This is a genomic window from Plantibacter sp. ME-Dv--P-095 (assembly GCF_030209365.1).
Classification (GTDB): Bacteria; Actinomycetota; Actinomycetes; order Actinomycetales; family Microbacteriaceae; genus Plantibacter.
Window position 1 is genome coordinate 195,813 of record NZ_JARVSB010000002.1, and the last position, 25,200, is coordinate 221,012.

The window sequence follows — 25,200 nt, forward strand, 5'->3', positions numbered from 1 at the left end:
AAGGGCGCCATGACGCTCTCGACCCCCTATCCGCTCGGCGTCACCCTCCGGGGCGATGGTGCGAACGTCGCCATCTACTCCGAAACCGCCGACTCCGTCACCGTGTGCCTGTTCCCCGAGGGCGGCGAGGAGCAGCAGACCCGCCTCGAACGACGGACCGGTCACGTGTTCCACGGCCTCGTCGAGGGCCTCGTACCCGGCATGCGCTACGGCGTCCGGGTCGACGGTCCGTGGGACCCGGCCAACGGCCTCCGGCACAACCCGGCGAAGGTGCTGCTCGACCCGCACGCGACGGCGGTCACCGGGCGCTACGACCTCGGCCAGGCGCAGTTCAGCCACCGTCTGGACGCCCCCGAGTCGATGGACGACACCGACTCGGCCGGTCACGTCGCCCTCGGCGTCGTCACCGACCCGTCGTCCTTCGACTGGGACGCGGACGGCGCGGACGTCGCGCCTCGGATCCCGCTCGCCGAGACGATCGTGTACGAAGTGCACGTGAAGGGCTTCACGAAGCAGCTCGCTGAGGTGCCCGAGGAGATCCGCGGCACCTACGCCGGTCTCGCGCACCCGGCCGCCCTCCGGTACCTCACCGACCTCGGCGTGACCGCGGTCGAGCTCCTGCCCGTGCACCAGTTCGTCCAGGACAGCCACCTCGAGGAGAAGGGCCTCCGCAACTACTGGGGCTACAACTCCATCGGCTTCTTCGCCCCGCACGGCGAGTACGCGGCCGCAGGCGACACCGGCGGCCAGGTCGACGAGTTCAAGGCGATGGTGAAGGCGATGCACGCCGCCGGCCTCGAGGTCATCCTCGACGTCGTGTACAACCACACCGCCGAGGGCAACCACATGGGCCCGACGCTGTCGTTCAAGGGCATCGACAACGCCGCGTACTACCGCCTCGTCGACGAGGACCGCGAGCACTACTTCGACACCACCGGCACCGGCAACAGCGTCAACGTCGGCCACCCGGCGGCGCTCGGCCTCATCATGGACTCGCTCCGCTACTGGGTGACCGAGATGCACGTCGACGGCTTCCGCTTCGACCTCGCGACGACGCTCACCCGCCAGGACGGTTCCGCCGAGATCCACAGTGCCTTCCTGTCGCTCATCGAGCAGGACCCGGTCCTCGCACCGATCAAGATGATCGCCGAGCCGTGGGACACCGCCGGCTACCAGGTCGGCGGCTTCCCCGCGAGCTGGTCCGAGTGGAACGGGAAGTTCCGCGACGACGTCCGCGACTTCTGGAACGGCGCCGACAGCGTGCTCGGCACCATGTCGCAGCGCGTCCTCGGCAGCCCGGACGTCTACGAGGCGTCCCGACGCTCACCGCTGTCCAGCGTCAACTTCGTCACCGCGCACGACGGCTTCACCCTCGCCGACCTCACGGCGTACTCGACGAAGCACAACGCGGCGAACGGCGAGGACAACAACGACGGCGAGAGCGACAACCGCTCCAGCAACAACGGTGCGGAGGGCCCGACGGACGACCCCGCCGTGAACGCGCGCCGCGATCGCCAGCGTCGCAACTTCCTCGCGACGGTCCTGCTGTCGGCCGGTGTCCCGATGATCCTCGGCGGCGACGAGATCGCCCGCACCCAGGGCGGCAACAACAACGCGTACTGCCAGGACAACGAGGTGTCGTGGTTCGACTGGGAGCACGCCGACCACGACCTCCTCGGCTTCACCAAGCGGATGATCGCACTGCGTACGGCCGAGCCGGCCCTCCGACCGGACTGGTTCCGTCAGGGCCCCGGCTCGAAGGCGGACGACCGCGTGTTCATCACGCGGTCCGACGACGAACCCTTCTCGGAGGACGACTGGGAGAACCCGGACGCCCGCTCGATCACCTTCGTGTTCCGTCACGCCGGATCGGCGTCCTTCGCCCTGCTGCTCAACGCGGCCGAGAACGGCGTCGAGTTCACCCTTCCGAAGGCTCCCGGCCAGCCGTGGACCCTCGTGGAGTCGAGCGATCCCGAGCAGATGCTCGCCGAGGGCTCGACGACGGTGATCGTGCAGGGCACGTCCTTCACCCTCCTGCGGTCGGGGGTCACCTCATGACCACCGTGCCCGTCTCCACCTATCGGCTCCAGCTGACCGCCGACTTCCGGCTGCAGGACGCCGCCGCCCTCGTCGACTACATCCAGGCCCTCGGAGCGGACTGGGTCTACCTCTCGCCCATCCTCCGTGCCGAGCCCGGATCGACGCACGGGTACGACGTCGTCGACCACACCACGGTCGACCCCGAGCGGGGCGGCGCCGAGGGGCTCACGGCGCTCGCCGAAGCCGCGCACGCCGCCGGACTCGGGGTCCTCATCGACACCGTCCCGAACCACATGGGGGTCGCGACCCCGGTCGAGAACGCCTGGTGGTGGGACCTGCTCCAGCACGGCCGCGAGGCCGAGCACGCCGCCGCGTTCGACGTGGACTGGGAGTCGGGTGCCGGCAGGATCCGCATCCCGATCCTCGGCGACGACGAGGGCGACCACAGCGCCCTCGACGACCTCACGATCGAGGACGGCGAGCTGCGGTACTTCGAGAACCGCCTGCCCATCGCGCCGGGGACAGCGGACGACGGTGCGACGCCACGCGAGGTCCACGACCGTCAGCATTACGAGCTCGTCAACTGGCGTCGTGCGGACGCGGAACTGAACTACCGTCGCTTCTTCGCCGTGAACACGCTCGCCGCGATCCGCGTCGAGGACCCCGCGGTGTTCGACGGCTCGCACGTCGAGATCGGCCGCTGGTTCGACGAGAAGATCGCCGACGGCATCCGCGTCGACCACCCGGACGGCCTCCTGGATCCGGGTGCCTACCTCGACCGCCTGTCCGAACGCATCGGCGGGGCGCCGATCTGGGTCGAGAAGATCCTCGAAGGCGAAGAGGACCTCCCGGCCGAATGGGCGACGCTCGGCACGACCGGGTACGACGCGCTCGGCGACGTCGACCGGGTCCTCGTCGACCCCACCGGCCTCCCGGTCCTGGCGGAGCTGGCCGGGGTGGAACTCACGCGCGACGCGTGGGACGAGCTCGTGCACACCACCAAGCGCGGCATCGCGGACGGCATCCTCGGATCCGAGGTCCGACGGCTCGCCCGTCTCGTCCCCGAGGTCGACGAGGCCGTCGACGCGCTGGCCGAGATCCTGACGGCGTTCCCGGTGTACCGCTCGTACCTGCCGCTCGGCGACGAGTACCTGGACGCCGCCCTGGAGACCGCGGAGACCCGCAGGCCGGAGCTCGCCGAGGCGTTCGCCGCCCTCGCGCCGCGGCTCCGCAACCCGGCCGACCCACTGGCCGCGCGCTTCCAGCAGACCTCCGGCATGGTCATGGCCAAGGGGGTCGAGGACACCGCGTTCTACCGGTACACCGCGCTCACCTCGCTGACCGAGGTCGGTGGCGACCCGGCGGAGACCGACATCAGCGTGGCCGAGTTCCACCACCGTCAGGCACGACGGCAGGCGGAGTGGCCGTCGTCGATGACGACGCTCAGCACCCACGACACGAAGCGCAGCGAGGACGTCCGCGCCCGCATCGACGCGCTGAGCGAAGTGGCTGACCGGTGGGCCGAGCACGCGGTCGCCCTGCACACGAGCAACGGCTTCCCGGACCGGCGGCTCGAGCAGCTCGTCTGGCAGGCCGCCGTCGGTGCCTGGCCGATCGAACGCGAGCGTCTGCACGCCTACGTGGAGAAGGCGGCCCGCGAGGCCGGCGACTCGACCACGTGGACGGCGCCGGACGAGGCCTTCGAAGTCGCCCTGCACGCCGCGGTCGACGGGCTCTACGACAGCCGTCGCGCGAACGCCGCGCTCCTCGACGCCGTCGCCGACGTCGAAGCGGCGGGCTGGACGAACAGCCTGGTGGCGAAGGCCGTGCAGCTCACGATGCCGGGCGTGCCCGACGTCTACCAGGGCAGCGAACTCTGGGACCGGTCCCTCGTCGACCCCGACAACCGTCGACCCGTCGACTACGCCGAGCGCCGCGAGCTGCTGGCGAAGCTCGACGACGGGTGGCTCCCGCCCGTCGCCGCCGACGGAGCCGCGAAGCTCCTCGTCACCTCACGGCTGCTCCGACTCCGCCGGAGCCACCCCGAGCGGTACACGGAGTACACGGCGCTCGCCGCGGAGGGTGCGGCCGCTGAGCACGTCCTCGCCTTCTCCCGCGGTGGTGTGGTGACGATCGCCACCCGCCTGTCCCTCCGGCTCGCCGAGCGCGGCGGGTGGAAGAACACCAACGTCGTGCTTCCGGAGGGACGCTACGTGGAGGTGCTGACGGGCCGCGAGATCTCAGGCGGACCGGTCTCCGTCGCCGCGCTCCTCGAGCAGTACCCGGTCGCCGTCCTCACCATCGCCGACGGCGATGAGCACACCGAACCGGCCACCACCACGTCTGGAGATGAGGAGTCACCGCGATGACGAGCACGACCACCAGCCCCGCCGACGGCTTCCGGGTCTGGGCACCGATCGCCGAGCGCGTCGACTTGGTGCTCGGCGACGACCGCTTCCCGATGAGCCGCGACGCGGTGGCGGAGGGATGGTGGGTCGCGCTCGACGGCGACGCCCCGCGCGCGGCGATCGTCGACACCGACTACGGCTACGTCCTCGACGGCGACGGGCCGATAGCCGACCCGCGGTCGCGTCGCCAACCAGACGGCGTCCACGGCCTGTCCCGCGTCGTCGCATCCGACCCCGCGCCCTCCGACGGCACCGGCTGGCGGGGACGGCCGCTCATCGGCGCGGTGCTGTACGAACTCCACATCGGCACGTTCACCGAAGCGGCCACCTTCGACGGCGCGATCGAGCGACTCGACGACCTCGTCGAACTCGGCGTCGACGCGGTCGAAGTGCTCCCGGTCAACGCCTTCAACGGCGTCTGGAACTGGGGGTACGACGGCGTGTTCTGGTCGGCCGTCCACGAGGCCTACGGCGGACCCGAGGGCTACCGGCGCTTCGTCCGGGCCTGCCACGAGCGCGGGCTCGCCGTGATCCAGGACGTCGTCTACAACCACCTCGGCCCGTCCGGCAACGTCCTGCCCAGATTCGGCCCGTATCTCGCAGACGGCGCCGGCAACACCTGGGGCGACAGCGTCAACCTCGACGGCCCCGACTCGGACGAGGTGCGCCGGTACATCATCGACAGCGCCCTCATGTGGTTCGAGGAGTACGGCGTCGACGGTCTGCGGCTCGACGCCGTCCACGCGCTGCACGACACCCGGGCGGTCCACCTCCTGGAGGAACTCGACGCGGCCGTCGACGCGCTCGCTGCGGATCTGAACCGGCCGCTCACGCTGATCGCCGAGTCGGACCTCAACGACCCGAAGCTCATCACCCCGCGTGGGCCCGGCGGCTACGGGCTGGACGCCCAGTGGAGCGACGACTTCCACCACGCCCTCCACGTCGCCCTCACCGGTGAGGTGTCCGGGTACTACGCCGACTTCGCGCCGCTCGGTGCGCTCGGCAAGGTCATGGAGGAGGGGTTCTTCCACAACGGGACCTGGTCCAGCTTCCGGAAGCGGCACCACGGCCGGCGGATCGACCTCGAGCGCACGCCGAGCTGGCGCCTCGTCGTCTCCGACCAGAACCACGACCAGATCGGCAACCGTGCCGTGGGCGACCGATTGGCGGCCAGCCTCGACGACGGTCAGCTGGCCATCGCCGCCGCCCTCACCCTGCTCGGACCGTTCACGCCGATGCTCTTCATGGGTGAGGAGTGGGCGGCGTCGACCCCGTGGCAGTTCTTCACCTCCCACCCCGAGCCGGAGCTCGGTGAGGCGACGGCGAAGGGGCGCATCGCCGAGTTCGCCCGGATGGGCTGGAACGAGGCCGACGTACCCGACCCGCAGGACCCGGAGACGTACCGACGCTCGATCCTCGACTGGTCCGAACGGTCGCAGGGTCGCCATGCGCGGCTCCTGACCTGGTACCGGCGCCTGATCGAGCTGCGGCGCACCGTGCCCGCGTTCACCGATCCGGCGTTCGCCGACACCACGGCGGTCGCCGACGAGTCGACCGATTCGTTCGTGCTGCGTCGTGGCTCGGCCACGCTGGCGGTGAACTTCGGGACGGAAGCCGTGGAGTTGCCGCTGCGGGTCGATGATCTGCTCGACAGCTTCGGCGAGGTCGTCACCTCGGACGGTTCCATCCGTCTCGGCGCGCACTCGGTCGCGATCCTCCACCACTGAGCCGGATCCGCTCCTCGTGTGCCGTCGCCGCGGCGCACGAGGAGCGTGCAGGGCTGGGCCCTTACGGCGTCGTGAACCAGACCGTCGTGTCGCCGTGGATCGTGGTGCCGTCGAACGGGCCGCTCGCGACGAGGACGGACGACTCGGCGAGCGACGACGGGACCGGCACGTCGTCCGCGCCGGTGTTCGCGACGACCGTGACCGTGCCGTTCGTGAGCGCGAGGATGCTCTCCGGAGCACCCTCGATCCACGCGACCGATCCGAGGCCCAGGCCGTGCTCTCGACGCAGCCGCAGGAGCGTGCGGTAGAGCTCGAGCGTCGACCCGGGGATGCCCGCCTGGGCGTCGCGCGAGTAGTCGTTCCAGTCGTCGGGCTGCGGCAGCCAGGAGGCGCCAGTCGTGTTGAAGCCGTACGCGGGGTGGCCGGCCTCCCACGGGATCGGCACGCGGCAGCCGTCGCGCCCGTAGCGCTCGTGGTTCGTGCGGAACCAGGTGGGGTCCTGACGGGCGTCGTCCGGGAGGTCGATGACCTCCGGAAGCCCGAGCTCTTCGCCCTGATAGAGGTAGGCGCCGCCGGGGAGACTCAGCATGAGCGCGGTCGCGGCGCGAGCACGCTGCAGGCCGAGTGCGCGGTCCGGCTTGCCGGGGGTGTTCGGCCCGACGCCGTAGCCCTGCGGGTTCTCCTCCGTGAGCGCGAGGCGGGAGGCGTGGCGGACGACGTCGTGGTTCGACAGCACCCAGGTGCTCGGTGCGCCGACCTGGGCGAAGGCCCGCAGCGACTCCGAGACGACCGTCTTGAGTGCCGCCGCGTTCCAAGGCGTCTCGAGGTACGGGAAGTTGAACGCCTGCTGCATCTCGTCGGGCCGCACCCAGAGTGCCATCTTGTCGAGCGGGTCGACCCAGGCCTCGGCGCAGAGGACGCGGTCGCCCTCGTACGTCGCGAGCAGCTCGTGCCAGTCGCGGTAGATCTCGTGGACACCGTCCTGGCCCCAGTACGGAGCGGTCTCCGGCCACGACTCCGGCCCGGTGCCGGCGGCCTCGAGTGACGCGTCCACGGACGCGCCGCCCATGCTGCCACCCTCGGCGGGCGGGGTGTAGTCGGGCAGCCCGTCGGCCTTGATCATGCCGTGCGCCACGTCGACGCGGAAGCCGTCGACGCCGCGGTCGAGCCAGAAGCGCAGGACGCCGCGGAACTGCTCCCGCACCCACGGGTTCGTCCAGTCGAAGTCCGGCTGCGAGGAGTCGAAGATGTGCAGGTACCACTGGCCGGGGGTACCGTCCGCCTCGACGACGCGCGTCCAGGCCGGACCGCCGAAGACGGACTCCCAGTTGTTCGGGGCCTGCTCCCCGTGTTCGCCCTTGCCGTCGCGGAACATGTAGCGGGCGCGTTCCTCGGACCCCGGTCCGGCCGCGAGCGCCTCCTGGAACCAGCGGTGCGCGGTCGACGAGTGGTTGGGGACGAGGTCGACGATGACTCGGATACCGGCACCGTGGGCGGCGGCGGTCATCGCGTCGAAATCGGCGAGCGTGCCGAAGATGGGATCGACGTCGCAGTAGTCGGCGACGTCGTAGCCGGCGTCCTTCTGCGGGCTCGTCATGAAGGGGGACAGCCAGATGGCGTCGACGCCCAGTTCCTGGAGGGCGCCGAGGCGGGAGGTGATGCCGGGCAGGTCGCCCAGACCGTCACCGTTCGCGTCGGCGAAGGAGCGGGGGTAGATCTGGTAGATGACGGCGGAACGCCACCACTCCGATCCGGGGGTGGAGCCTCCTGCGGGGGAGGCATGCTGAGCTGCGGTCGCCGACGAGGTCGGGAGGGCGGAGTCCATGTCGCTACCCTAGGCCATCGCCGAGGCCTCCCGCCGCGCGTCGACCGGGGCCCGATTCGCACCGGATTCCCGGTGACGACCCGTCAGGTGCTGCCTAGAGTGGGGACATGACGACGGAATCGGACAGCACCGCCCGCAGCACGGCCAAGCGCGTCGGAGCGCAGGCGGGGCGGGTCGCCGGTTCGGCGGCCCGGACCACCCGCGGGATCATCCGCCGGAACCCGACGGCGAACCGCGTCTACCGCGCGGGTGTCGGCGTCGTCGGCGGTGGCACGGTCGCCCTCGGCGTCGCGCTCATCCCGCTGCCCGGCCCTGGGGCACTCATCGCCGTCGGCGGGCTCGCCGTCCTCGCCTCCGAGTTCGACGGGGCCAAGCGGGCGAGCACGAAGGCGAACGCCGCCGCCAAGAAGGGTGTCGCCGTCGCGAAGGACCTCCGGGCGAAGCGCCAGGCCAAGAACGCCGCGAAGGCCGCACCACAGCCCTGACGAGTCGCCCCGTCGCCGCCCTCGGTTACGGTGGACGGGTGGTGACGTCGGCGAAGGGGAACAGCGGTCGCCGGCCCGCCGGATCGAAGCCGCGAGCCTCCGCGCGGACCCGGAGCGGAGCCACCCGGTCGGCTCCGAAGCCACGGTCGCGGACCGTCGGCGCGCGCAGTGCCGCCAAGCGGCCGAACCGGAGGCCCGGTCGGAGGCGCCTGCAGTCGGCCCCGATGGGTTGGGTCGTCGCCTTCGCAGCCGTGGCCGTGGGGCTCGCCGTCATCGTCGCCGTCGTCACCTGGGGGCCGGAGCTCGTCAGGCAGGCGCAGGTGCGGGACTCGACCCTCGGGACCGCACCCCACGCCGCGGTCGAAGGGCCCGGCATCCCGGCGGTGGGCTCGGCCGGGACGGCTCCTGCCGCCATCACCGATCGCGTCGACCTCACGTGGGCGTCGGCCACGGCGCAGCGCCTCGGTATCCCGGAACGCGCCATGTCCGCCTACGCGGGGGCGGCACTGGCCACCGCGCAGGCGCGACCCGAGTGCGGGATCGCGTGGAACACCCTCGCCGCGCTCGGGAGCGTCGAGTCCGGGCACGGGACCATCTTCGGTGGCGCCCTCGACGCAGCCGGTCGAGCGACCCCGCCGATCATCGGGCCCGCACTCACCGGAACCGAGTTCGACGCCGTCTCGGACACCGACGGCGGCGCGTTCGACGGCGACGCCCGGTGGGACCGCGCGGTCGGTCCGATGCAGTTCATCCCCTCGACCTGGGAGCGGTGGGGAGCGGACGGGAACGGCGACGGCGTCGCGGACCCGCAGCAGATCGACGACGCGGCGCTCGCCGCGGCGGGCTACCTCTGCCACGGCGGGCGCGACCTCCGGATCGAGGCGGACTGGGTCGCCGCGATCGGCTCGTACAACGGCGCCGCCTCGTACCTCGCGAAGGTCGTGCACGCCGCCGACACCTTCGCGGCCAAATGATCCGAGAGCGTGTACGAAGCACGCCTCCGGGGATGCTAGTCTCTACTGGTGCCATTTCCGCGTGAGCGGTCTGGTTCGCGCTCCGATAGCTCAGTGGTAGAGCACTTCCTTGGTAAGGAAGAGGTCGCGGGTTCAAGTCCCGCTCGGGGCTCGTTCTCTCCGTCACTGCTCTCGCCGGCATACGGAGAGACGTGGCAGGGTAGCTCAGTTGGTGAGAGCGCACGACTCATAATCGTGAGGTCGAGAGTTCGAATCTCTCTCCTGCTACGCAAGGCCCGGGCTTCCGGGCCTTTTGCGTATCCGCGGGAGCTGATCCTCGCCGAGCGTCCCCGTCTCAGTGGGTCCCGGTCAGGGAGCCGCCGAGCATGATCGCAGCGGGCACCAGCAGGCCGAGCAGCACAGCGCCGATCGCAGCCCAGATGCCGATGCGGGCATGCGGCGCCATCCGGGGGCGGAGGCCGAGTTCCTCGCCGATCTCCCGGATCCGTGCGCGTTCGTTCTCGGGGCTGAACGCGACCTCGAACCCGCCGGGCGCGATGCCGAGCATGATGACCCGGCCGTAGCGGACCCGACCCGACTGCCAGGAGAACGACCACGACAGCCGTGGGACGAATCCGGCGGCGCCCGCCGACCAGCCCATGGTGCGAAGGGTGTCGGTGATGCTGAAGCGCCGTCGTCGTTCGTCCACGCGGACGGTGTACGTGATGCTGTCGGACACCTCGTTCAGCTGGAGGACGTCCAACCAGTGGGCGTTCGCGAGGTCGAACCCGACCCGGAACCCGTCCGGGACGTCCGTGACGATGAACGGGGTGTTCTGGAGTTCGGCCTCGACGGCCCACCGGTACTCCTCGAGCACGCCGGTCGAGGTGTTGTCGGTTCCGTTCACGGGTTCAGTATGGCAAGGCGACAGGCGTCGGAGTGGTTCACCGCATGGGCAGCACTCCCCATCGCCGCGGCCGCCGGAACCACGCCGGGAGCGATGGTCTCTGACACAATCGGGCCATGGAAAGCGCACCGATCATGGCCTGGACCCTGCAGAACGAGATCCCGATCCCCGCGGATGTGACCCAGCTGCTCGTGCAGGGGGAACAGGCGGTCGCGGCGTTCAAGACGTTCCGCGACTCCGCGGTGTTCACCACCAAGCGGCTCATCGTGCGCGACGCGCAGGGCATCTCCGGCAAGAAGGTCGAGATCTACTCCCTGCCGTACAGCTCGATCAACATGTGGTCCTCCGAGAACGCCGGAACCCTCGACTGGAACTCGGAGATCGAACTCTGGACGAGGGCTGGGCACATCAAGGTCAAGCTTGCGAAGGGCGTCGACGTCCGTCGTCTCGACAGCCTCATCGCGTGGGCGGTCCTGCAGGCGCACTAGCGCGTGACGAACATGCAGGACACACCCGCCACGGACGTGATCTTCATCGGAGGTCGCTCTGGCGTCGGCAAGACGTCGGTCGCTGCCGAAGCATCCAAGATCCTGCAACGCGCCGACCTTCCTCATGCCGTCATCGACGGCGACAATCTCGACCAGGCGTACCCGGAACCATGGCGCAACGGCAGCGACCTGGCAGAGCAGAACCTTGCAGCCATGTGGGCGAACTACCGGTCGGCAGGCTACTTCCGCCTCCTGTACACGAACACCGTCAGCGTGCTGCAGATCCCCACGCTGGTCGCCGCCCTCGGCACGAACGTCCGTTCGTTCGGCGTGCTCTTGACCGCGACCGACAGGACCGCCGCGCAGCGCCTCGCTCGGCGCGAGATCGGGACGGCGCTCGAGGAGCACCTCGAGCGGAGTGCTCGCGCGGCCACCAAGCTGGAGGAGGCGAGCACGGCGCGCAGGGTCGTCACCGATGACCGGGCCGTGCAGGAGATCGCTCACGAGATCCTCTGGGTGGCAGGCTGGCTGGCCGATCCCGGTGGCCGGAATCACTCGAGCGCCTAGCGCCGGGCTGCGGACCGGGCCGTCTCACCGGTCCCAGATGCTGCGGTACCCCGGGGAGAAGGCGATCATCGCCGCCAGCAGGGTTCCGATACTGAGGAGCGGGAGCGCCGGCCCGAGCTCCCAGGGCGAGTCCGCGAAGATGCCGATCAGCATCACCATCCAGGCACCGATGTTGCCGAGGATGAGCACGATGATGACGGTCACGGCCGTGGCACCCGCCCGGGCGGAGGTCCGGCTCCCCCGGAACACCGGGGTGGTGCAGATCGCCGCGATGATCACCAGGATGAGCACCAGGAACGCGCTCGCGAACAGGATCGAGGCGGCCTCCGGATCACCGTCGTCATCGCGATCGGCGAAACCAGCGAGGAAGAAGAAGAGGTTGAAGACCTCCGTGCCCTCGTCGTCGGTCGTCTGACTGGCGAACGGCACGAACAGCGAGAGGATGAGCGCGACCTCCAGCAGCAACATGGGGATCGTGATCAGGATGGATTCGATGCTCGCCACGCGCTGTTCGAGCCGGGTGCGTGCCGCCTGCGCCGCGACCGACTCGGTCGTACTCGTCTGTCCCTGGCTCTCGGATGCACTCATCGCTGACCCCCGTCTCGGCTACCGCGAAGGCTGGCCACCGGTTGTTTCCTCGACCTCCGACCTGGTCATGGTAGCCGCGACGGACCGACCGCGTCGGAGACGGGCCGAGGGGCTCAGGCGGCGTCCAACTCGACCTGATGCTCCTCGCGCAGGGCCGGGCAATGCTCGGGCGTCGGGTGGAGCGTGATGTCGATGACCGCTTCGAGGCGGGCGCGCGCCGCCTCGAGGTCCGCCAGTTGCGCCGTGATGCGGTCGCGTTCGGTCCGAAGCAGCTCAAGCGATTCCGGCGTCGCGACCCCGGCGTCGACGCAGGGGAGGAGCTGCACGATGGTGCGGCTCGGGAGGCCGGCCGCGAAGAGCTGCTGCACGAGCTCGACCCGTTCGACCGCCGCTTGTTCGTAGTGGCGCTGGCCGCTCGTCGTGCGCGTAGCGGTGAGCAGCCCCTGCTCTTCGTAGTAGCGGAGCGAGCGGACGCTCGCCCCGGTCCGAGCCGCGAGATCCCCGATGCGCATCGATCTTCCGTTCCTGGCTTGCACCTGACATTGATGTGAGGTCTTAGCCTAACCAGGCTGCTGCGGGATCGCCCCGCACGCGGGAAGGAATCATGGACATCGCAGGATCCGTCGCACTCGTCACCGGCTCGAACCGGGGCATCGGGCGCCGATTCGTCACCCAGCTGCTCGAGCGCGGCGCCGCGAAGGTGTACGCGACCGCGCGCCGCCCCGAGCTCGTCGACATTCCCGGCGTGGAGGTGCTGCAGCTCGACATCACCGACCAGGCCTCCGTCGAGGCGGCGGCCGCGATCGCGACCGACGTCACGCTGCTCGTCAACAACGCCGGCATCGCCACGCAGGGCTCGATGCTGACCGGCGACCTCGCCGACGCGCGTCGCGAGATGGACACCCACTACTGGGGCAACCTCGCCATGGTGCGTGCCTTCGCTCCGGTGATCGAAGGGAACGGGGGCGGGGCGATCGTCAACGTGCTCTCCGCCCTGAGCTGGTTCGCCCACCCGGGTTCCGGTGGATACGCCGCGGCCAAGGCGGCGGAGTGGAACATGACGAACGCGGTCCGTCTGGAACTCGCACCGAAGGGGGTCTCTGTCCAGGGACTGCACCTCGGTGCCGCCGACACCGACATCATGGCGGGCTACGAGGGGCCGATGGTCGACCCGGCGGACGTCGCCCGGGCGAGCCTCGACGGCGTCGAGCAGGGTGTCGCCGAGGTCGTCGTCGACGACTGGAGCGCCATGGTCAAGGCGTCACTCGCCAACGCCCCCGAGGCGTTCTACGCGCAGTTCGCCTGAGGCCTGCTCCGGTGAGCGGTGTCCCGTCCGGCGTCGCCGGCTCCGGGACGCCGCCGCAGGAGAGCGCGCATACTGGATGCCATGAGTGACGACACTGGGGCGCAGCCGCAGGGCAGGGGAGCCGTCGACGACGCCGTCCTCGAGGCGACCATCCTCGACCTCCTCGGCAAGCGCGCCGTCACCTCGTCCATCTGCCCGTCCGACGCCGCCCGTGCCGTCGGCGGCGAGGACTGGCGCGAGCTGATGGACGACACCCGCCGGGTCGCCTGGCGGCTCGTCGACGCCGGCCGGGTGCGGATCACGCAGGGCGACGAGGCGGTCGACCGCGCGACGGTCCGCGGACCCATCCGGATCCGCTGGGCGACGGAAGCCGGGAGTGACACCGAACGGTGAGGCCGGCCCAGACCGGTGATGCGTGCGCCGTCGGCGGTTAGGCTTGGGGGTATGACCATCGCCCTCGTCCGTCACGGACAGACCGCCTGGAACTTCGAACGACGGTTGCAGGGGACGACGGACATCCCGCTGAACGACACGGGGCGGGAGCAGGCGGCCACGGTCGCCCCTCGCCTCACGGGCACCTGGGACGTCGTCGTTAGCTCCCCACTGGGGCGCGCACGCGAGACCGCGCAGATCATCGCGGACGCGCTCGGACTCGAACTCGGCCCCACCTACCCCGACGTCGTCGAGCGCCACTACGGCGACGCCGAGGGCGCGACGGCGCAGATGGTCCTTGAGAACTGGCCAGACCACCAGTACCCGAACCTCGAGACCGAGGAGTCGGTCATCGAACGCGGACTCCGCGGCATCGACGCCATCGCACGCGACTTCCCCGGGCAGAACGTCCTCGTCGTGAGCCACGGCACCCTCATCCGCCTCACCCTCAGCCACCTCTCCGGTACGACGGTCCCACCGCTGGAGAACTGCTCCGTGTCGGTCATCGAGGCGACCGACACCGGTTGGTCGCTCCTCGACGCCGGAACCGCTCGCACCACCCCGTCCCTCGAGACGGCGCTCTCCGGCCCCACCGCACGGTGACCGGAGACGACACGACCGGCCGTCCGGTCCGATCCGCGTCCGGCATCGCCTGGCTCATCGGGATCGGCCTGACCGCCGGGTTCCTGTCGGGGCTCTTCGGCGTCGGCGGCGGCATCCTCATCGTCCCCGCCGTCGTGTTCCTCCTCGGGTTCGGGCAACGGCTCGCCGCTGGGACCTCGCTCGCCGCGATCGTCCCGACGTCGCTCGTCGGGGTCATCTCCTACGCGGTGAACGGCACGGTCGACTGGGTGGCGGCGATCCTGCTGGCGGCCGGCGCGATCGGAGGCGCCCAGCTCGGCAGCTACCTCCTGGCGAAGCTCCCCAAGAAGGCGCTCCAGTGGGGCTTCATCGGCTTCCTGCTCGTCGTCGTGGTCTCCCTGTTCCTCATCGTCCCGTCCCGCACCGCCGAGATCGATCTGCACGTCGGTTCGATCATCGGCCTCATCCTCCTGGGCTTCCTGACCGGCGTCCTGTCGGGACTCCTCGGGATCGGTGGCGGGGTCGTCGTCGTGCCGATGCTCATCCTGCTGTTCGGAGCGAGCGACCTCATCGCCAAGGGCACGTCGTTGCTCATGATGGTGCCGACCGCGATCTCCGGCACCGTCGGCAACGTCCGGCGTGGCAACGTCGACCTCCGCGCCGCGGCGATCATCGGGGTCGCGGCGTGCACGACGACCGCGCTCGGCGCCATCGTCGCGTCGGTCGTCCCGCCGTTCGTCGGCAACCTGCTCTTCGCGGCGTTCCTCGTGGTCATCGCGATCCGCATGGTGTTCCAGGCGCTGAAGCGCTCCTGATCACCCCGGTCGTCGATCCGGCTCCAAGACCCCCTCGCCGGGCCAGCGGGTAGGCTGGAGGGCGTGTCAGTGAACCCAGAGCTCGCCGGTCGGGTCTTCCCGCCCGTAGCCCCGTACCTGGTCGGACGCGAGAAGATCCGCGAGTTCTCGCGGGCCGTCTTCGCGACGAACCCCATCAACCTCGACCCGGAAGCGGCACGCGCCGCAGGCCACGCCGACGTGGTCGCGCCGCCGACCTTCGCGGTCGTCGTGCAGGAGCACACGCTGCAGCAGCTCCTCGCCGAGCCGGACGCCGGCATCGACTTCAGTCGGGTCGTCCACGGCGACCAGCGGTTCGTGCACCACCGCCCGATCGTCGCGGGCGATGAACTGACCGCGCAGCTGACGGTCACCTCGATCAAGTCCCTGGGCGGCCACTCCATGGTGACGTGCGACTCGGTCATGACCGACGCCGACGGCGAGCCGGTGGTCACCGCGACCTCGACGCTCGTGGTGCGAGGAGACGAAGGATGAGCGACGTGCAGCAGACGACTCCCGCCATGCCCGCCGTCGGCGACGTCGTCGCCGAGCGGACGGTCCACCTCACCCGCGACGCGCTCGTGCGCTACGCCGGTGCCTCGGGCGATTTCAACCCGATCCACTACCGTGACGACGTCGCCGCGTCCGTCGGGCTGCCCGGTGTCCTCGCGCACGGCATGCTGACGATGGGGATCGCCGCGCAGCCGGTGGTCGACTGGATCGGCGACCCCGGCCGCGTGCTCGACTACCAGGTGCGGTTCACGCGCCCGGTCGTCGTCGACCCGGAGACCGGCGCCGAACTCCACATCGTCGCGAAGGTCGGCAAGCTCGACGCGGACGCGCAGACCGCACGCATCGACCTCACCGTCACCTTCGCCGAGCAGACGGTGCTCGGCAAGGCGCAGCTCGTCGTCGGCTTCGCCTGAGCTGCGGAGCGCCATGACCGACACCATCAGTCTGCGCGAGCTCACCACCCTGCAGGTGGGTGGGCCCGCCGCAGCCTTCGTGGAGTGCACGAGCGAGGCCGAGCTCATCGACGCCGTGCTCGACGTCTGGAACACCGACCAGCCATGGCTGCTGCTCGGGGGCGGATCGAACCTCCTCGTCGGTGACGAGCCGGTCGAGGCCACCGTCATCAGGGCGGCGAACCGCGGCATCGAACGGCTCGAGGCTCCCGCCGGACGCGTCCGGTTGCGGGTGCAGGCCGGCGAGGACTGGGAGGCGCTCGTCGCCTACACGGTGGAGCACGGCTTCGCGGGCATCGAGGCGCTCTCCGGCATCCCGGGATCCTGTGGGGCGGCCCCCGTCCAGAACATCGGCGCCTACGGACAGGAGATCGTGTCGTCGCTCGTCGCGGTCGATCTGCTCGACGAGGAGTCGCAGACCGTCGAGCGCGTCCCCGCTGCCGAGCTCGGCCTCGGGTACCGGACGTCGGTCCTGAAGCGTCACGGCGGTGGGGAGCCCGAGCGGTCGGGCGTGGTCGTCGCGATCGTCATCGAGCTCGACGACGTCGGTGTCGACGGTCTCGCCGCGCCGATCGCCTATCAGCAGCTCGCCTTCGCGCTCGGCGTGGAGGTCGGCGAGCAGGTCCGTCTGGCCCAGGTGCGCACGACGGTGCTCGCGCTCCGCGCCTCGAAGGGCATGGTGCTCGACCCGGACGACCCCGACACCGCCAGCGCCGGATCGTTCTTCACGAACCCGATCGTGTCCGAGCACGTCGCCCGCTCGCTCCCCGGTGACGCTCCCTGGTGGCCCGTCGACCCGCCGGCCGACGACGACACCGAGTACGTCTTCCCACTCGGCGAGGTCGTCAACCCGCCCCGGCCGGCTCCCGTGGAACGCCTGGCGAAGCTGTCGGCGGCCTGGCTGATCGAGCGGGCCGGGGTCCGTCGCGGGTTCGCGCTCCCCGGATCGCACGCCGCGGTCTCCACGAAGCACACCCTCGCGCTGACGAACCGGGGCGGCGCGACCGCCACCGAGATCGCCGAACTCGCCCGCTTCGTGCAGGCGCGGGTCCACGCCGAGTTCGGTGTGCTCCTGCAGCCCGAACCCGTGGTGGTCGGCGTCACGATCTGACGGCGACGTCGTCTTCCAGCCGAACGTCCGCCCACCGCATGCCGGCGGGCGGACGACGGATCAGGACGCGAAGAGGCGCTGCAGCCGCTGGACGCCCTCGAGGAGCTGGTCGTCGCCGAGTGCGTAGCTGAACCGCAGGTACCCGGACGGCCCGAACGCCTCGCCGGGCACGGCGGCGACCTCGGCCTGGTCGAGCATGAGGTCCGCGAGCTCGAGTGAGGTCGTGGGCGTCACACCGCCGAACGTCCGGCCGAGCAGTGCCGTCACGTCGGGGTAGACGTAGAAGGCGCCCTGCGGCGTGGGCGTCGCGAAACCGTCGATGTTGTTCAGTTCCTCGACGATGAGCTTGCGACGACGGTCGAAGGCCTCGCGCATGGCCTCCGCAGCATCCTGCGGGCCGGTGAGGGCCGCGATCGCCGCGCGCTGCGCGATGTTGTTCACGTTGCCGGACAGGTGCGACTGGAGGTTGCCGAGCGCCTTGATGGCGTCCGCCGGGCCGACGGTCCACCCCACGCGCCAGCCGGTCATCGCGTAGGTCTTCGCCACCCCGTTGACGAGGAGGGTCTGCTCCGCGAGCTCGGGGACCGCCTCGACGATGGACGTCGCACGGACGCCGTCGTAGGTGAGGTTCTGGTAGATCTCGTCGGAGATGACCCAGATGCCGTGCTCGAGCGCCCACTCGCCGATGGCCTTCGTCTGCTCGGGGGAGTAGACGGAGCCGGTCGGGTTCGACGGCGAGACGAAGAGGAGGACCTTGGTGCGTGGGGTGCGCGCCGCCTCGAGCTGCTCGACCGTGACCTGGTAGTTCTGCGAGGCGTCGGCGAAGACGTCGACCGCGACACCGTCGGCCAGGGCGATGGCCTCCGGGTAGGTGGTCCAGAACGGCGTGGGCACGATGACCTCGTCGCCGGGGTTCAGCAGCACCTGGAACGCCTCGTACACCGACTGCTTACCGCCGTTGGTGACGATGACCCGGCCGGGGTCGACCTCGAGACCGGAGTCGCGGAGCGTCTTCTCGGCGATCGCCGCGCGGAGGTCGGGCAGCCCGGCGGCCGGCGTGTACCGGTGCGCCTTCGGGTCGCGCGCGGCGACGAGGGCGGCCTCGACGATGTGCTCCGGCGTCGGGAAGTCGGGCTCGCCCGCCGCGTAGGAGATGACGGGGCGACCCTGCGCCTGCAGGGCCTTCGCCTTCGCGTCCACCTTCAGCGTGGCGGACTCGGCGATCGCTGCGATCTTCGTGGACAGGCGGGGCGTGGAGGTCGATTCAGGCACGACTCCGAGCGTACCCAACCCGGTGTCGCGAGGACAGTGCGTGACGCGGACCGGACCCTATCGGGACCGGGCGCCGTCGACGGCCGCTGCCGCCCACGCCACACCGACGCCGATGGCGGCGGAGACGCCCGTCAGCAGGTCCTCACGGGTGACGCCCGACCAACCGGTGTGGGTCAGCCGCTCGGTCAGCAGCGGCACGGCGGCGAAGGCGAGCAGGAGGACGAAGGTCGGCAGGGATCGGCCCCGGACGATCAACCAGACCGCGGCAGCCGTGAAGGCGCCGATTGCGAAGGACATCGATCCGTACAGCAGGAACGGCGGCGTCGCGATCGTCGCCGTCGCCGACCCGAACGCATGGACCGCGAGACCGGCCACGACGACGGCGGAGGCCAACACGCGTCGCGCCAGGGAGACCGGGGCGATCAGGGCACCGGCCACGAGGACCGCGCCGCCCACGAAGAACTGGAGGAGCAGGGCGCCGATGACGTTGGCGTCCGACTGGAGCCACATGACATTCAATCCGCCGCGCATGGCGAGGTATCCACCCAGGACGACGGCCACGAGCGAGGCACCGTATCGGCTCGACGCGTTCCATCGTGGCATCGCCTGCGTCTCCGGCGAGGTCGTTCCGACCGACGGGAGACGGGCGGGCATCGCTTCCTGAACGTTGTGGGTCATACGCCCGACTCTACGGTGTCGGTCGCGGGGCGGCCAGAGCACGGATGCACCGCCGCTCGCCGTCGGTCCCCGGAAGGATTCCGGGCGGCTTCCGACGACGAGCGGCGGGCAGGAGCGCTGGACGTCGCGCACCTACGCCGGGTCGACCAGGTGGCGGGTGTACGCCGGCACGGTGAGGAAGGTCGGGAACTCGTCGCGGAGCGCCACCTCGCGGAACAGCTCGGCGGCGTCGTCGAAGCGGTCCTCGGCGGTCCGGGGGAGCGAGGCGAGCAGCTCGTCGACGAGGCCCTCGACCCGCTCGCGCGTGATCGGCCGGCCGTCGTCCGTCGCGACGTCCTGGTGGATCCACTGCCAGATCTGCGAGCGGCTGATCTCCGCCGTCGCGGCGTCCTCCATCAGTCCGTCGATGGCCGCCGCGCCGACCCCGCGCAGCCAGGAGTCGAGGTAGCGGACCGTGATCGACACGTTGTCGCGGAGGCCGGTGTCGGTGACGGCACGACCGATGCGCACGTCGAGGAGCTGCGCCGGGGTGACCGACACGTCCTCCCGCAGTCGGTCCAGTTGGTTCGGGCGTTCGCCGAGGATCGCGTCGAACTCGTCCCGCGCGGCCCGGATGAGTCCCGGGTGCGCCACCCAGGTCCCGTCGAACCCGTCGGCCGCCTCCCGTCGCTTGTCGGCCGAGACCTTCTCGATGGCCAGCGCCGTGGCCTCCGGGTCCCGGCTGTTCGGGATGAAGGCCGACATGCCGCCGATCGCGTGCGCGCCGCGGCGGTGACAGCTCTGCACGAGCAACTCGGTGTACGCCCGCATGAAGGGCACCGTCATCGTGACCTCGCTCCGGTCGGGGAGGACGAAGCGGGCACCGCGACCGCGGTAGTGCTTGATGATCGAGAAGATGTAGTCCCACCGTCCGGCGTTCAGCCCGGCGCAGTGGTCTCGGAGCGCGAACAGGATCTCGTCCATCTCGAACGCCGCCGGCAGCGTCTCGATGAGGACGGTCGCACGGATCGTGCCGTGCACCAGTCCCAGGCGCTCCTCCGTGAAGGTGAAGACGTCGTCCCAGAGCTTCGCCTCCTCGCTCGACTCCAGCTTCGGGAGGTAGAAGTACGGCCCCCGACCCGAGGCGATGAGGGCCTCGGCGTTGTGGAACACGTACAGGCCGTAGTCGATGAGACTCCCGGACGCCGCCATGGAGGCGCCCGTGCGGTCGACGAAGCGCAGGTGCTTCTCGACCAGGTGCCAGCCGCGCGGGCGCATGACGATCGTGGGGGTCTCGGTCGCCGTGACGCGGTACTCCTTGCCGGCCTCGTTCGTGAACGTCAGCTCGCCGCGGATCGCGTCGCGGAGTGAGAGCTGCCCGCCGATGACGTTGGCCCAGGTCGGGCTGGTCGCGTCCTCCTGATCGGCGAGCCAGACGTCCGCGCCGGAGTTGAGCGCGTTGATGGTCATCTTCGGATCGGTCGGTCCGGTGATCTCGACCCGGCGGTCCTCGAGGCCGGGACCGGCGCCGGCGACCCGCCAGGAGGCGTCTCCACGGATCGCGGCGGTGTCGTCGCGGAACTTCGGGTCACGGCCGTTGCCGATCTCGAATCGTCGGCGCATGCGCTCGGCGAGGCGGTCGTGCCGGGCGCCCGCGAACCGCTGGTGCAGCTCGGCGAGGAAGGCGAGGGCGTCCGGCGTGAGGATCTCCTCGGAGCGGTCGAGGCGTCGACCGACCACCTCGATGGCGGGGCCGGTGCGCTTCGTCGGAACCGGTGCCGTGGTGGGCGTGGGTGGGGAGGCGAGGATGGTGTTCATGGGGTGACTCCGTTTCGGATGGAGGTGGTGATGGGTGGGGCAGGGCTCAGTGGAACTGCTGTTCCTCGGTCGATCCGGCGAGGGCGAGGGTGGCGCTGCCGGGGTTGAGTGCGGTCGCGACCAGGTCGAAGTAGCCGGTGCCGACCTCCCGCTGGTGCTTCGTGGCGGTGTAGCCGTGGGCGGCCGAGGCGAACTCGGCCTCCTGGAGGTCGACGTACGCGCTCATCGCCCGCTCCCGGTAGTCGCTCGCCAGCGTGAACATCGAGTGGTTGAGGGCGTGGAAGCCGGCGAGGGTGATGAACTGGAAGGCGTACCCCATCGCGGCGAGTTCGCGCTGGAAGGATGCGATCTGCGCGTCGTCGAGGTGCGACCGCCAGTTGAACGACGGGGAGCAGTTGTAGGCGAGCTGCTTACCGGGGAACCGTTCGTGGACGGCCTCGGCGAAGCGACGGGCGAGGTCGAGGTCGGGTTCCGCCGATTCGACCCAGAGGAGGTCGGCGTACTCCGCGTAGGCGAGGCCGCGGGCGAGCACCGGACCGATGCCGTTCTCCACCTCGTAGAAGCCCTCCGGGGTGCGGTTCCCGTTCAGGAACGGCTGGTCGCGTTCGTCGATGTCGCTCGTGATCAGCGTGGCGGCGAGTGCGTCGGTGCGGGCGATGACGACCGTGGGGACACCGGCGACGTCGGCCGCGAGGCGTGCCGCGTTGAGCGTCCGGATGTGCTGGCCCGTCGGCACGAGGACTTTGCCGCCCATGTGGCCGCACTTCTTCTCGGCCGCGAGCTGGTCCTCCCAGTGGACGCCTGCCGCGCCGGCCTGGATCATGCCGGACATGAGCTCGTAGGCGTTCAGTGGGCCGCCGAAGCCCGCTTCCGCGTCGGCGACGATCGGGGCGAGCCAGTCGATCGCCTCCCGTCGCGGGGCTTCGCCGAGGGGTGCCTCGGCGAAGTCGATCTGTTCGGCTCGCAGGAGGGCGTTGTTGATCCGGCGGACGACCGCGGGCACCGAGTTCGACGGGTAGAGGCTCTGATCGGGGTAGGTCTGTCCGGACAGGTTCGCGTCGGCAGCGACCTGCCAACCGGAGAGGTAGATGGCCTTGAGGCCTGCCCTGACCTGCTGGACGGCCTGGTTGCCGGTGAGGGCTCCGAGAGCCGGCACCCACTCCTCGGTGTGGAGGAGGTTCCACAGTCGCTCGGCGCCCCGACGGGCGAGGGTCGGTTCCTCGCGGACGCCGCCGCGGAGGCGGATGACGTCGGCCGCGGTGTAGTCACGGCGGACGCCGTCCCAGCGCGGGTCGGTGTCCCACTCCTCCTGCAGCTCCTCGGCGGTCTGCGTCTGGTCGCCGGCACGGAGCGGGCTGCGGTGGTCGGATGGGCTGGTGGCGGCGTTGCTCACGGTGGCTCCTGAGGTCGGATGCGGTCGGTCTGGAGATGCTGTGGGACCGATCCTGTGCCCGCCGGAACCTCGATGACCGTGATCCGTGAGCAGAAGAACGGCCGACCTTCTGGTTGCCGGAACTAACGGGCCGTGTGAGCATGATCCCCATGACCAGCACCGTCGCTGCTCCACCCGGCTCCGCCTCCCCTGGCGACGCCGCCCCCGCCCACGCCGACGCCCTCGTCCTCGGGCGTCGGATCCGTGACGCCCGCCTGCGCGCCGGACTCACGCTCGACGACCTCGCCCGCGCGATGGACCGCGCTCCGTCGCAGGCGTCGGCCGTCGAGAACGGGCACCGCGAGCCGAGCCTGGCGACGCTCCGCCTCATCGCGGCGGCCGTCGACACCACGGTCGACGACCTCCTCCGCGACGAGCCGCCGAGCGAGCGGGCCGCCCTGGAGATCGCCGTCGAGCGGGCACAACGGGGCACGGTCTTCTCCGCGCTCGGGATCACGCCCATCCGTGTTTCACGGGGAACGGCCGACGAGACCCTGCGTGCCGTCCTCGCGCTCCACGACGAGGTCGCCAGATTGCATCGTGAACGGGCGGCGACGCCGGAGGAGGCGCGCCGGGCGAACGTGGCCCTGCGCGCGGACATGCGGGCCGCCGACAACTACTTCCCCGAGCTCGAGGCCGTCGCGAAGGGGCTCCTCGACGCCGTCGGCTACACGGGTGGACCGGTCTCGCACCAGACCGTCTCGGAGATGGCGCAGTACCTCGGGTTCTCGCTCCACTCGGTCTCCGACCTGCCGCATTCGACACGGTCGGTCACCGATCGGCGGAACGGACGGATCTACCTGCCGACCGAGCCGTCGGTGTCGCGCGACTCGCGGTCACCCATCCTGCAGGCGTTCGCCAGTCACCTCTGCGGACATGAGGAGCCGAGAAACTACGCCGACTTTCTGCGGCAGCGCGTCGAGACCAACTATCTGACGGCCGCGCTGCTGCTGCCTGAGCGTGACGCCGTCCGGGTGCTCGGCGCGGCGAAGCAGCTGCGACGCATCTCGATGGAGGACCTGCGCGACGCGTTCGCCGTGTCCTACGAGACGGCCGCACACCGGTTCACGAACCTCGCGACGAAGCATCTCGGTCTCCCGGTGCACTTCATGAAGGTGCACGAGTCGGGGACGATCATCAAGGCGTACGAGAACGACGGAGTGACCTTCCCCTCCGACGTCCTCGGTGCGGTGGAGGGCTCGCCGGTCTGCCGCAACTGGACGGCCAGGACGGTCTTCGACGTCGAGGACCGCTTCAGCCCCTGGTACCAGTACACGGACATGGACACCGGCACCTTCTGGTGCACCTCGCGCCTCGAGCGGGCGAAGGAGGGGGAGTACTCGGTGAGTGTCGGGGTGCCGTTCGCGCACGTCAAGTGGTTCCGAGGCCGCGAGACGCCGCATCGGGCCACGTCGAACTGCCCGGACGAGCGGTGCTGTCGTCGAGCGTCACCGGCGCTCGTCGAACGCTGGGCCGGGCAGGCCTGGCCGGCGGCGCGGACCCCGACGAGTCTGCTCGCGGCTCTGCCGACGGGCTCGTTCCCCGGGGTCGACCCCGTCGAGGTGTACGAGTTCCTGGAGGCCCACGCCCCACCTGAAGTGGAGTGAGCTGAGGCGCCTCGTCACGCCGCGGTCCGCGGAACGACGAGGCGCCTCACCTCGAGCGGATCAGCTCGCGAGGCGCGGGTAGTCGGTGTAGCCCTCGGCGCCGGGGCCGTAGAAGGTCGCGGGGTTCGGCGTGTTCTCCTCGTGCTCGCCGGCCCAGCGCTCGACGAGGTCCGGGTTCGCGATGGCGAGACGACCGACGGCGACGGCGTCGGCGTGTGCGTGCTCGACGAGCGCGATCGCCTCTTCGCGGGTCGTGACGGTGCCGAAGCCGCTGTTCACGATGAGGTTGCCGCCGAAGTGACCGCGCAGGTCCTGCACGAGTGCGCCGGCTGGCTCCTCGTGGAGGATGCTGAGGTAGGCGAGCCCGAGGGGGGCCAGGGCGTCGAGCAGCGAACCGTAGGTGGCGCGGACGTCGGCCTCGTCGGTCTCCGCCGTGTCGCCGGCACCGTTCATCGGGGAGATGCGGATGCCGACGCGTGCTGCGCCGACGGCCTCGGCCACGGCGCGGACGACCTCCGCGACGTACCCGGCGCGGGCCTCAGGGCTTCCGCCGGCGCGGTCCGTGCGCACGTTGGAGACGGGGGAGAGGAACTCGTGGAGCAGGTAGCCGTTGGCGGCGTGGAGTTCGACGCCGTCGAGCCCGGCCTCGATCGCGTTGCGGGCGGCCTGGACGAACTCGTCGCGGACCGTGTCGAGCTCCTCGGTCGTCAGGGCGTGCGGCACCGGGTAGGGCTGTGCGCCGGCCGGGGTGCGGACCTCGCCGGTGATCGCGATGGCGCTCGGCGCGACGATGCGGTCGGTCCCGGTGATGTCGGTGTGCGAGACCCGGCCGCCGTTCATGAGCTGCATGACGATGAGACCGCCCGCGCCGTGCACGGCGTCGGCGACACCTCGCCAGCCGGCGACCTGCTCGGGGGTGACGATCCCCGGCTGCCCCGGGTAGGAACGCGACTCGGCGCTCGGGTAGGTGCCTTCGGTGATGATGAGGCCGAGGCCCGCGCGCTGTCCGTAGTGCTCGGCGACGAGGTCGCCGGGGACGCCGTCGGCACCGGAACGCATCCGCGTGAGCGGTGCCATGACGACGCGGTTGGCGAGTTCGAGGTCGCCGAGACGGACGGGGGCGAAGAGATCCATGCGGGTGGTGCCTTTCGTGGGGGTGCGGTGCGCGGACGACGCAGCCTCAGGAGGCAACCCTGG

Annotated in this window: 24 protein-coding genes and 2 tRNA genes; 17 read left to right on the forward strand and 9 right to left on the reverse strand. The window is 70.6% G+C overall.

Annotated elements, in window-relative coordinates; genetic code table 11:
- Nucleotides 1–9: 9 nt before the first annotated feature.
- From glgX to treZ, 3 genes are read left to right on the forward strand one after another with little or no spacing between them, the layout of a single operon-like run.
- Nucleotides 10–2,058 carry a glycogen debranching protein GlgX gene (gene glgX / locus QRN26_RS02040; protein WP_285035072.1) on the forward strand — a complete coding sequence of 683 codons (2,049 nt, stop codon included), beginning with the start codon at nt 10–12 and terminating at the stop codon, nt 2,056–2,058.
- Nucleotides 2,055–4,409 carry a malto-oligosyltrehalose synthase gene (treY, locus tag QRN26_RS02045; RefSeq protein WP_285035073.1) on the forward strand — a complete coding sequence of 785 codons (2,355 nt, stop codon included), beginning with the start codon at nt 2,055–2,057 and terminating at the stop codon, nt 4,407–4,409. Before glgX ends, treY begins: the two co-directional genes overlap by 4 nt.
- Entirely contained in the window at nt 4,406–6,175 is a 1,770-nt protein-coding gene (treZ, locus tag QRN26_RS02050) for a malto-oligosyltrehalose trehalohydrolase (RefSeq protein ID WP_285035074.1), read from the forward strand. Before treY ends, treZ begins: the two co-directional genes overlap by 4 nt.
- Before the next feature lie 61 nt (nt 6,176–6,236).
- Here treZ and QRN26_RS02055 read toward each other — a convergent pair whose 3' ends face one another.
- Complete coding sequence (locus tag QRN26_RS02055) at nt 6,237–8,000, reverse strand: glycoside hydrolase family 13 protein (RefSeq protein WP_056014016.1); 1,764 nt, start codon at nt 7,998–8,000, stop codon at nt 6,237–6,239.
- A gap of 107 nt (nt 8,001–8,107) precedes the next feature.
- On the opposite strand from QRN26_RS02055, the gene QRN26_RS02060 reads away from it, so the two are divergent.
- The 4 genes from QRN26_RS02060 (at nt 8,108) to QRN26_RS02075 (ending at nt 9,726) form a co-directional block, all read left to right on the forward strand.
- Complete coding sequence (locus tag QRN26_RS02060; RefSeq protein ID WP_056014019.1) at nt 8,108–8,485, forward strand: PGPGW domain-containing protein; 378 nt, start codon at nt 8,108–8,110, stop codon at nt 8,483–8,485.
- 224 nt (nt 8,486–8,709) lie between these two features.
- Nucleotides 8,710–9,459, forward strand: coding sequence for a lytic transglycosylase domain-containing protein (locus QRN26_RS02065; RefSeq protein WP_082455605.1), 750 nt, complete (start codon nt 8,710–8,712; stop codon nt 9,457–9,459).
- Nucleotides 9,460–9,538: 79 nt separating this feature from the next.
- Nucleotides 9,539–9,610, forward strand: a tRNA-Thr gene (locus tag QRN26_RS02070).
- A gap of 42 nt (nt 9,611–9,652) precedes the next feature.
- Nucleotides 9,653–9,726: transfer RNA gene (locus QRN26_RS02075), tRNA-Met, on the forward strand.
- Between the two features lie 67 nt (nt 9,727–9,793).
- On the opposite strand, the gene QRN26_RS02080 is transcribed toward QRN26_RS02075, so the two are convergent.
- Nucleotides 9,794–10,345 carry a hypothetical protein gene (locus QRN26_RS02080; RefSeq protein WP_285035075.1) on the reverse strand — a complete coding sequence of 184 codons (552 nt, stop codon included), beginning with the start codon at nt 10,343–10,345 and terminating at the stop codon, nt 9,794–9,796.
- 116 nt (nt 10,346–10,461) lie between these two features.
- Here QRN26_RS02080 and QRN26_RS02085 point away from each other — a divergent pair, with 116 nt between their 5' ends.
- Together QRN26_RS02085 and QRN26_RS02090 are read left to right on the forward strand one after the other, a co-directional pair.
- The gene (locus tag QRN26_RS02085) at nt 10,462–10,833 is read left to right on the forward strand and encodes a PH domain-containing protein (protein ID WP_056014031.1); all 372 of its coding nucleotides are present in this window, start codon (nt 10,462–10,464) and stop codon (nt 10,831–10,833) included.
- A gap of 12 nt (nt 10,834–10,845) precedes the next feature.
- Nucleotides 10,846–11,400: a nucleotide-binding protein gene (locus tag QRN26_RS02090; protein WP_285035125.1), complete on the forward strand. Its 555-nt coding sequence runs from the start codon at nt 10,846–10,848 to the stop codon at nt 11,398–11,400.
- A gap of 24 nt (nt 11,401–11,424) precedes the next feature.
- On the opposite strand, the gene QRN26_RS02095 is transcribed toward QRN26_RS02090, so the two are convergent.
- On the reverse strand, nt 11,425–11,988 hold the full coding sequence (locus QRN26_RS02095; protein WP_056776672.1) for a hypothetical protein: 564 nt from the start codon (nt 11,986–11,988) through the stop codon (nt 11,425–11,427).
- A gap of 113 nt (nt 11,989–12,101) precedes the next feature.
- Nucleotides 12,102–12,500 carry a MerR family transcriptional regulator gene (locus QRN26_RS02100; protein WP_056776668.1) on the reverse strand — a complete coding sequence of 133 codons (399 nt, stop codon included), beginning with the start codon at nt 12,498–12,500 and terminating at the stop codon, nt 12,102–12,104.
- Nucleotides 12,501–12,592: 92 nt separating this feature from the next.
- Between QRN26_RS02100 and QRN26_RS02105 the strand changes: the two genes are divergently transcribed.
- The 7 genes from QRN26_RS02105 (at nt 12,593) to QRN26_RS02135 (ending at nt 17,217) form a co-directional block, all read left to right on the forward strand.
- Nucleotides 12,593–13,294, forward strand: coding sequence for an SDR family oxidoreductase (locus QRN26_RS02105; RefSeq protein WP_285035076.1), 702 nt, complete (start codon nt 12,593–12,595; stop codon nt 13,292–13,294).
- 81 nt (nt 13,295–13,375) lie between these two features.
- Nucleotides 13,376–13,687, forward strand: coding sequence for a DUF3253 domain-containing protein (locus tag QRN26_RS02110; RefSeq protein WP_285035077.1), 312 nt, complete (start codon nt 13,376–13,378; stop codon nt 13,685–13,687).
- A 51-nt stretch (nt 13,688–13,738) separates the two neighbouring features.
- Entirely contained in the window at nt 13,739–14,329 is a 591-nt protein-coding gene (locus QRN26_RS02115; protein ID WP_082455603.1) for a histidine phosphatase family protein, read from the forward strand.
- Complete coding sequence (locus QRN26_RS02120) at nt 14,326–15,123, forward strand: sulfite exporter TauE/SafE family protein (protein WP_082455601.1); 798 nt, start codon at nt 14,326–14,328, stop codon at nt 15,121–15,123. Before QRN26_RS02115 ends, QRN26_RS02120 begins: the two co-directional genes overlap by 4 nt.
- Nucleotides 15,124–15,186: 63 nt before the next feature.
- Nucleotides 15,187–15,636: a MaoC family dehydratase N-terminal domain-containing protein gene (locus QRN26_RS02125; protein ID WP_082455599.1), complete on the forward strand. Its 450-nt coding sequence runs from the start codon at nt 15,187–15,189 to the stop codon at nt 15,634–15,636.
- Complete coding sequence (locus QRN26_RS02130) at nt 15,633–16,067, forward strand: MaoC family dehydratase (RefSeq protein WP_228507299.1); 435 nt, start codon at nt 15,633–15,635, stop codon at nt 16,065–16,067. Before QRN26_RS02125 ends, QRN26_RS02130 begins: the two co-directional genes overlap by 4 nt.
- Nucleotides 16,068–16,080: 13 nt before the next feature.
- Entirely contained in the window at nt 16,081–17,217 is a 1,137-nt protein-coding gene (locus QRN26_RS02135; protein WP_285035080.1) for a UDP-N-acetylmuramate dehydrogenase, read from the forward strand.
- Nucleotides 17,218–17,277: 60 nt separating this feature from the next.
- On the opposite strand, the gene QRN26_RS02140 is transcribed toward QRN26_RS02135, so the two are convergent.
- The 4 genes from QRN26_RS02140 to aceA all read right to left on the reverse strand — a co-directional run bounded on the left by QRN26_RS02140 (nt 17,278) and on the right by aceA (nt 22,357).
- Complete coding sequence (locus QRN26_RS02140; RefSeq protein ID WP_157579746.1) at nt 17,278–18,489, reverse strand: pyridoxal phosphate-dependent aminotransferase; 1,212 nt, start codon at nt 18,487–18,489, stop codon at nt 17,278–17,280.
- A gap of 57 nt (nt 18,490–18,546) precedes the next feature.
- Nucleotides 18,547–19,167 carry a hypothetical protein gene (locus QRN26_RS02145; protein WP_285035083.1) on the reverse strand — a complete coding sequence of 207 codons (621 nt, stop codon included), beginning with the start codon at nt 19,165–19,167 and terminating at the stop codon, nt 18,547–18,549.
- A gap of 132 nt (nt 19,168–19,299) precedes the next feature.
- On the reverse strand, nt 19,300–20,964 hold the full coding sequence (gene aceB / locus QRN26_RS02150) for a malate synthase A (protein WP_285035084.1): 1,665 nt from the start codon (nt 20,962–20,964) through the stop codon (nt 19,300–19,302).
- 46 nt (nt 20,965–21,010) lie between these two features.
- Nucleotides 21,011–22,357 (reverse strand): isocitrate lyase, encoded by a 1,347-nt coding sequence (gene aceA / locus QRN26_RS02155; protein WP_285035087.1) that lies wholly within the window; start codon nt 22,355–22,357, stop codon nt 21,011–21,013.
- Nucleotides 22,358–22,506: 149 nt separating this feature from the next.
- On the opposite strand from aceA, the gene QRN26_RS02160 reads away from it, so the two are divergent.
- Nucleotides 22,507–24,003 carry a helix-turn-helix transcriptional regulator gene (locus QRN26_RS02160; RefSeq protein WP_285035088.1) on the forward strand — a complete coding sequence of 499 codons (1,497 nt, stop codon included), beginning with the start codon at nt 22,507–22,509 and terminating at the stop codon, nt 24,001–24,003.
- A 60-nt stretch (nt 24,004–24,063) separates the two neighbouring features.
- On the opposite strand, the gene QRN26_RS02165 is transcribed toward QRN26_RS02160, so the two are convergent.
- Complete coding sequence (locus tag QRN26_RS02165; protein WP_056014059.1) at nt 24,064–25,137, reverse strand: alkene reductase; 1,074 nt, start codon at nt 25,135–25,137, stop codon at nt 24,064–24,066.
- Nucleotides 25,138–25,200: the final 63 nt, after the last annotated feature.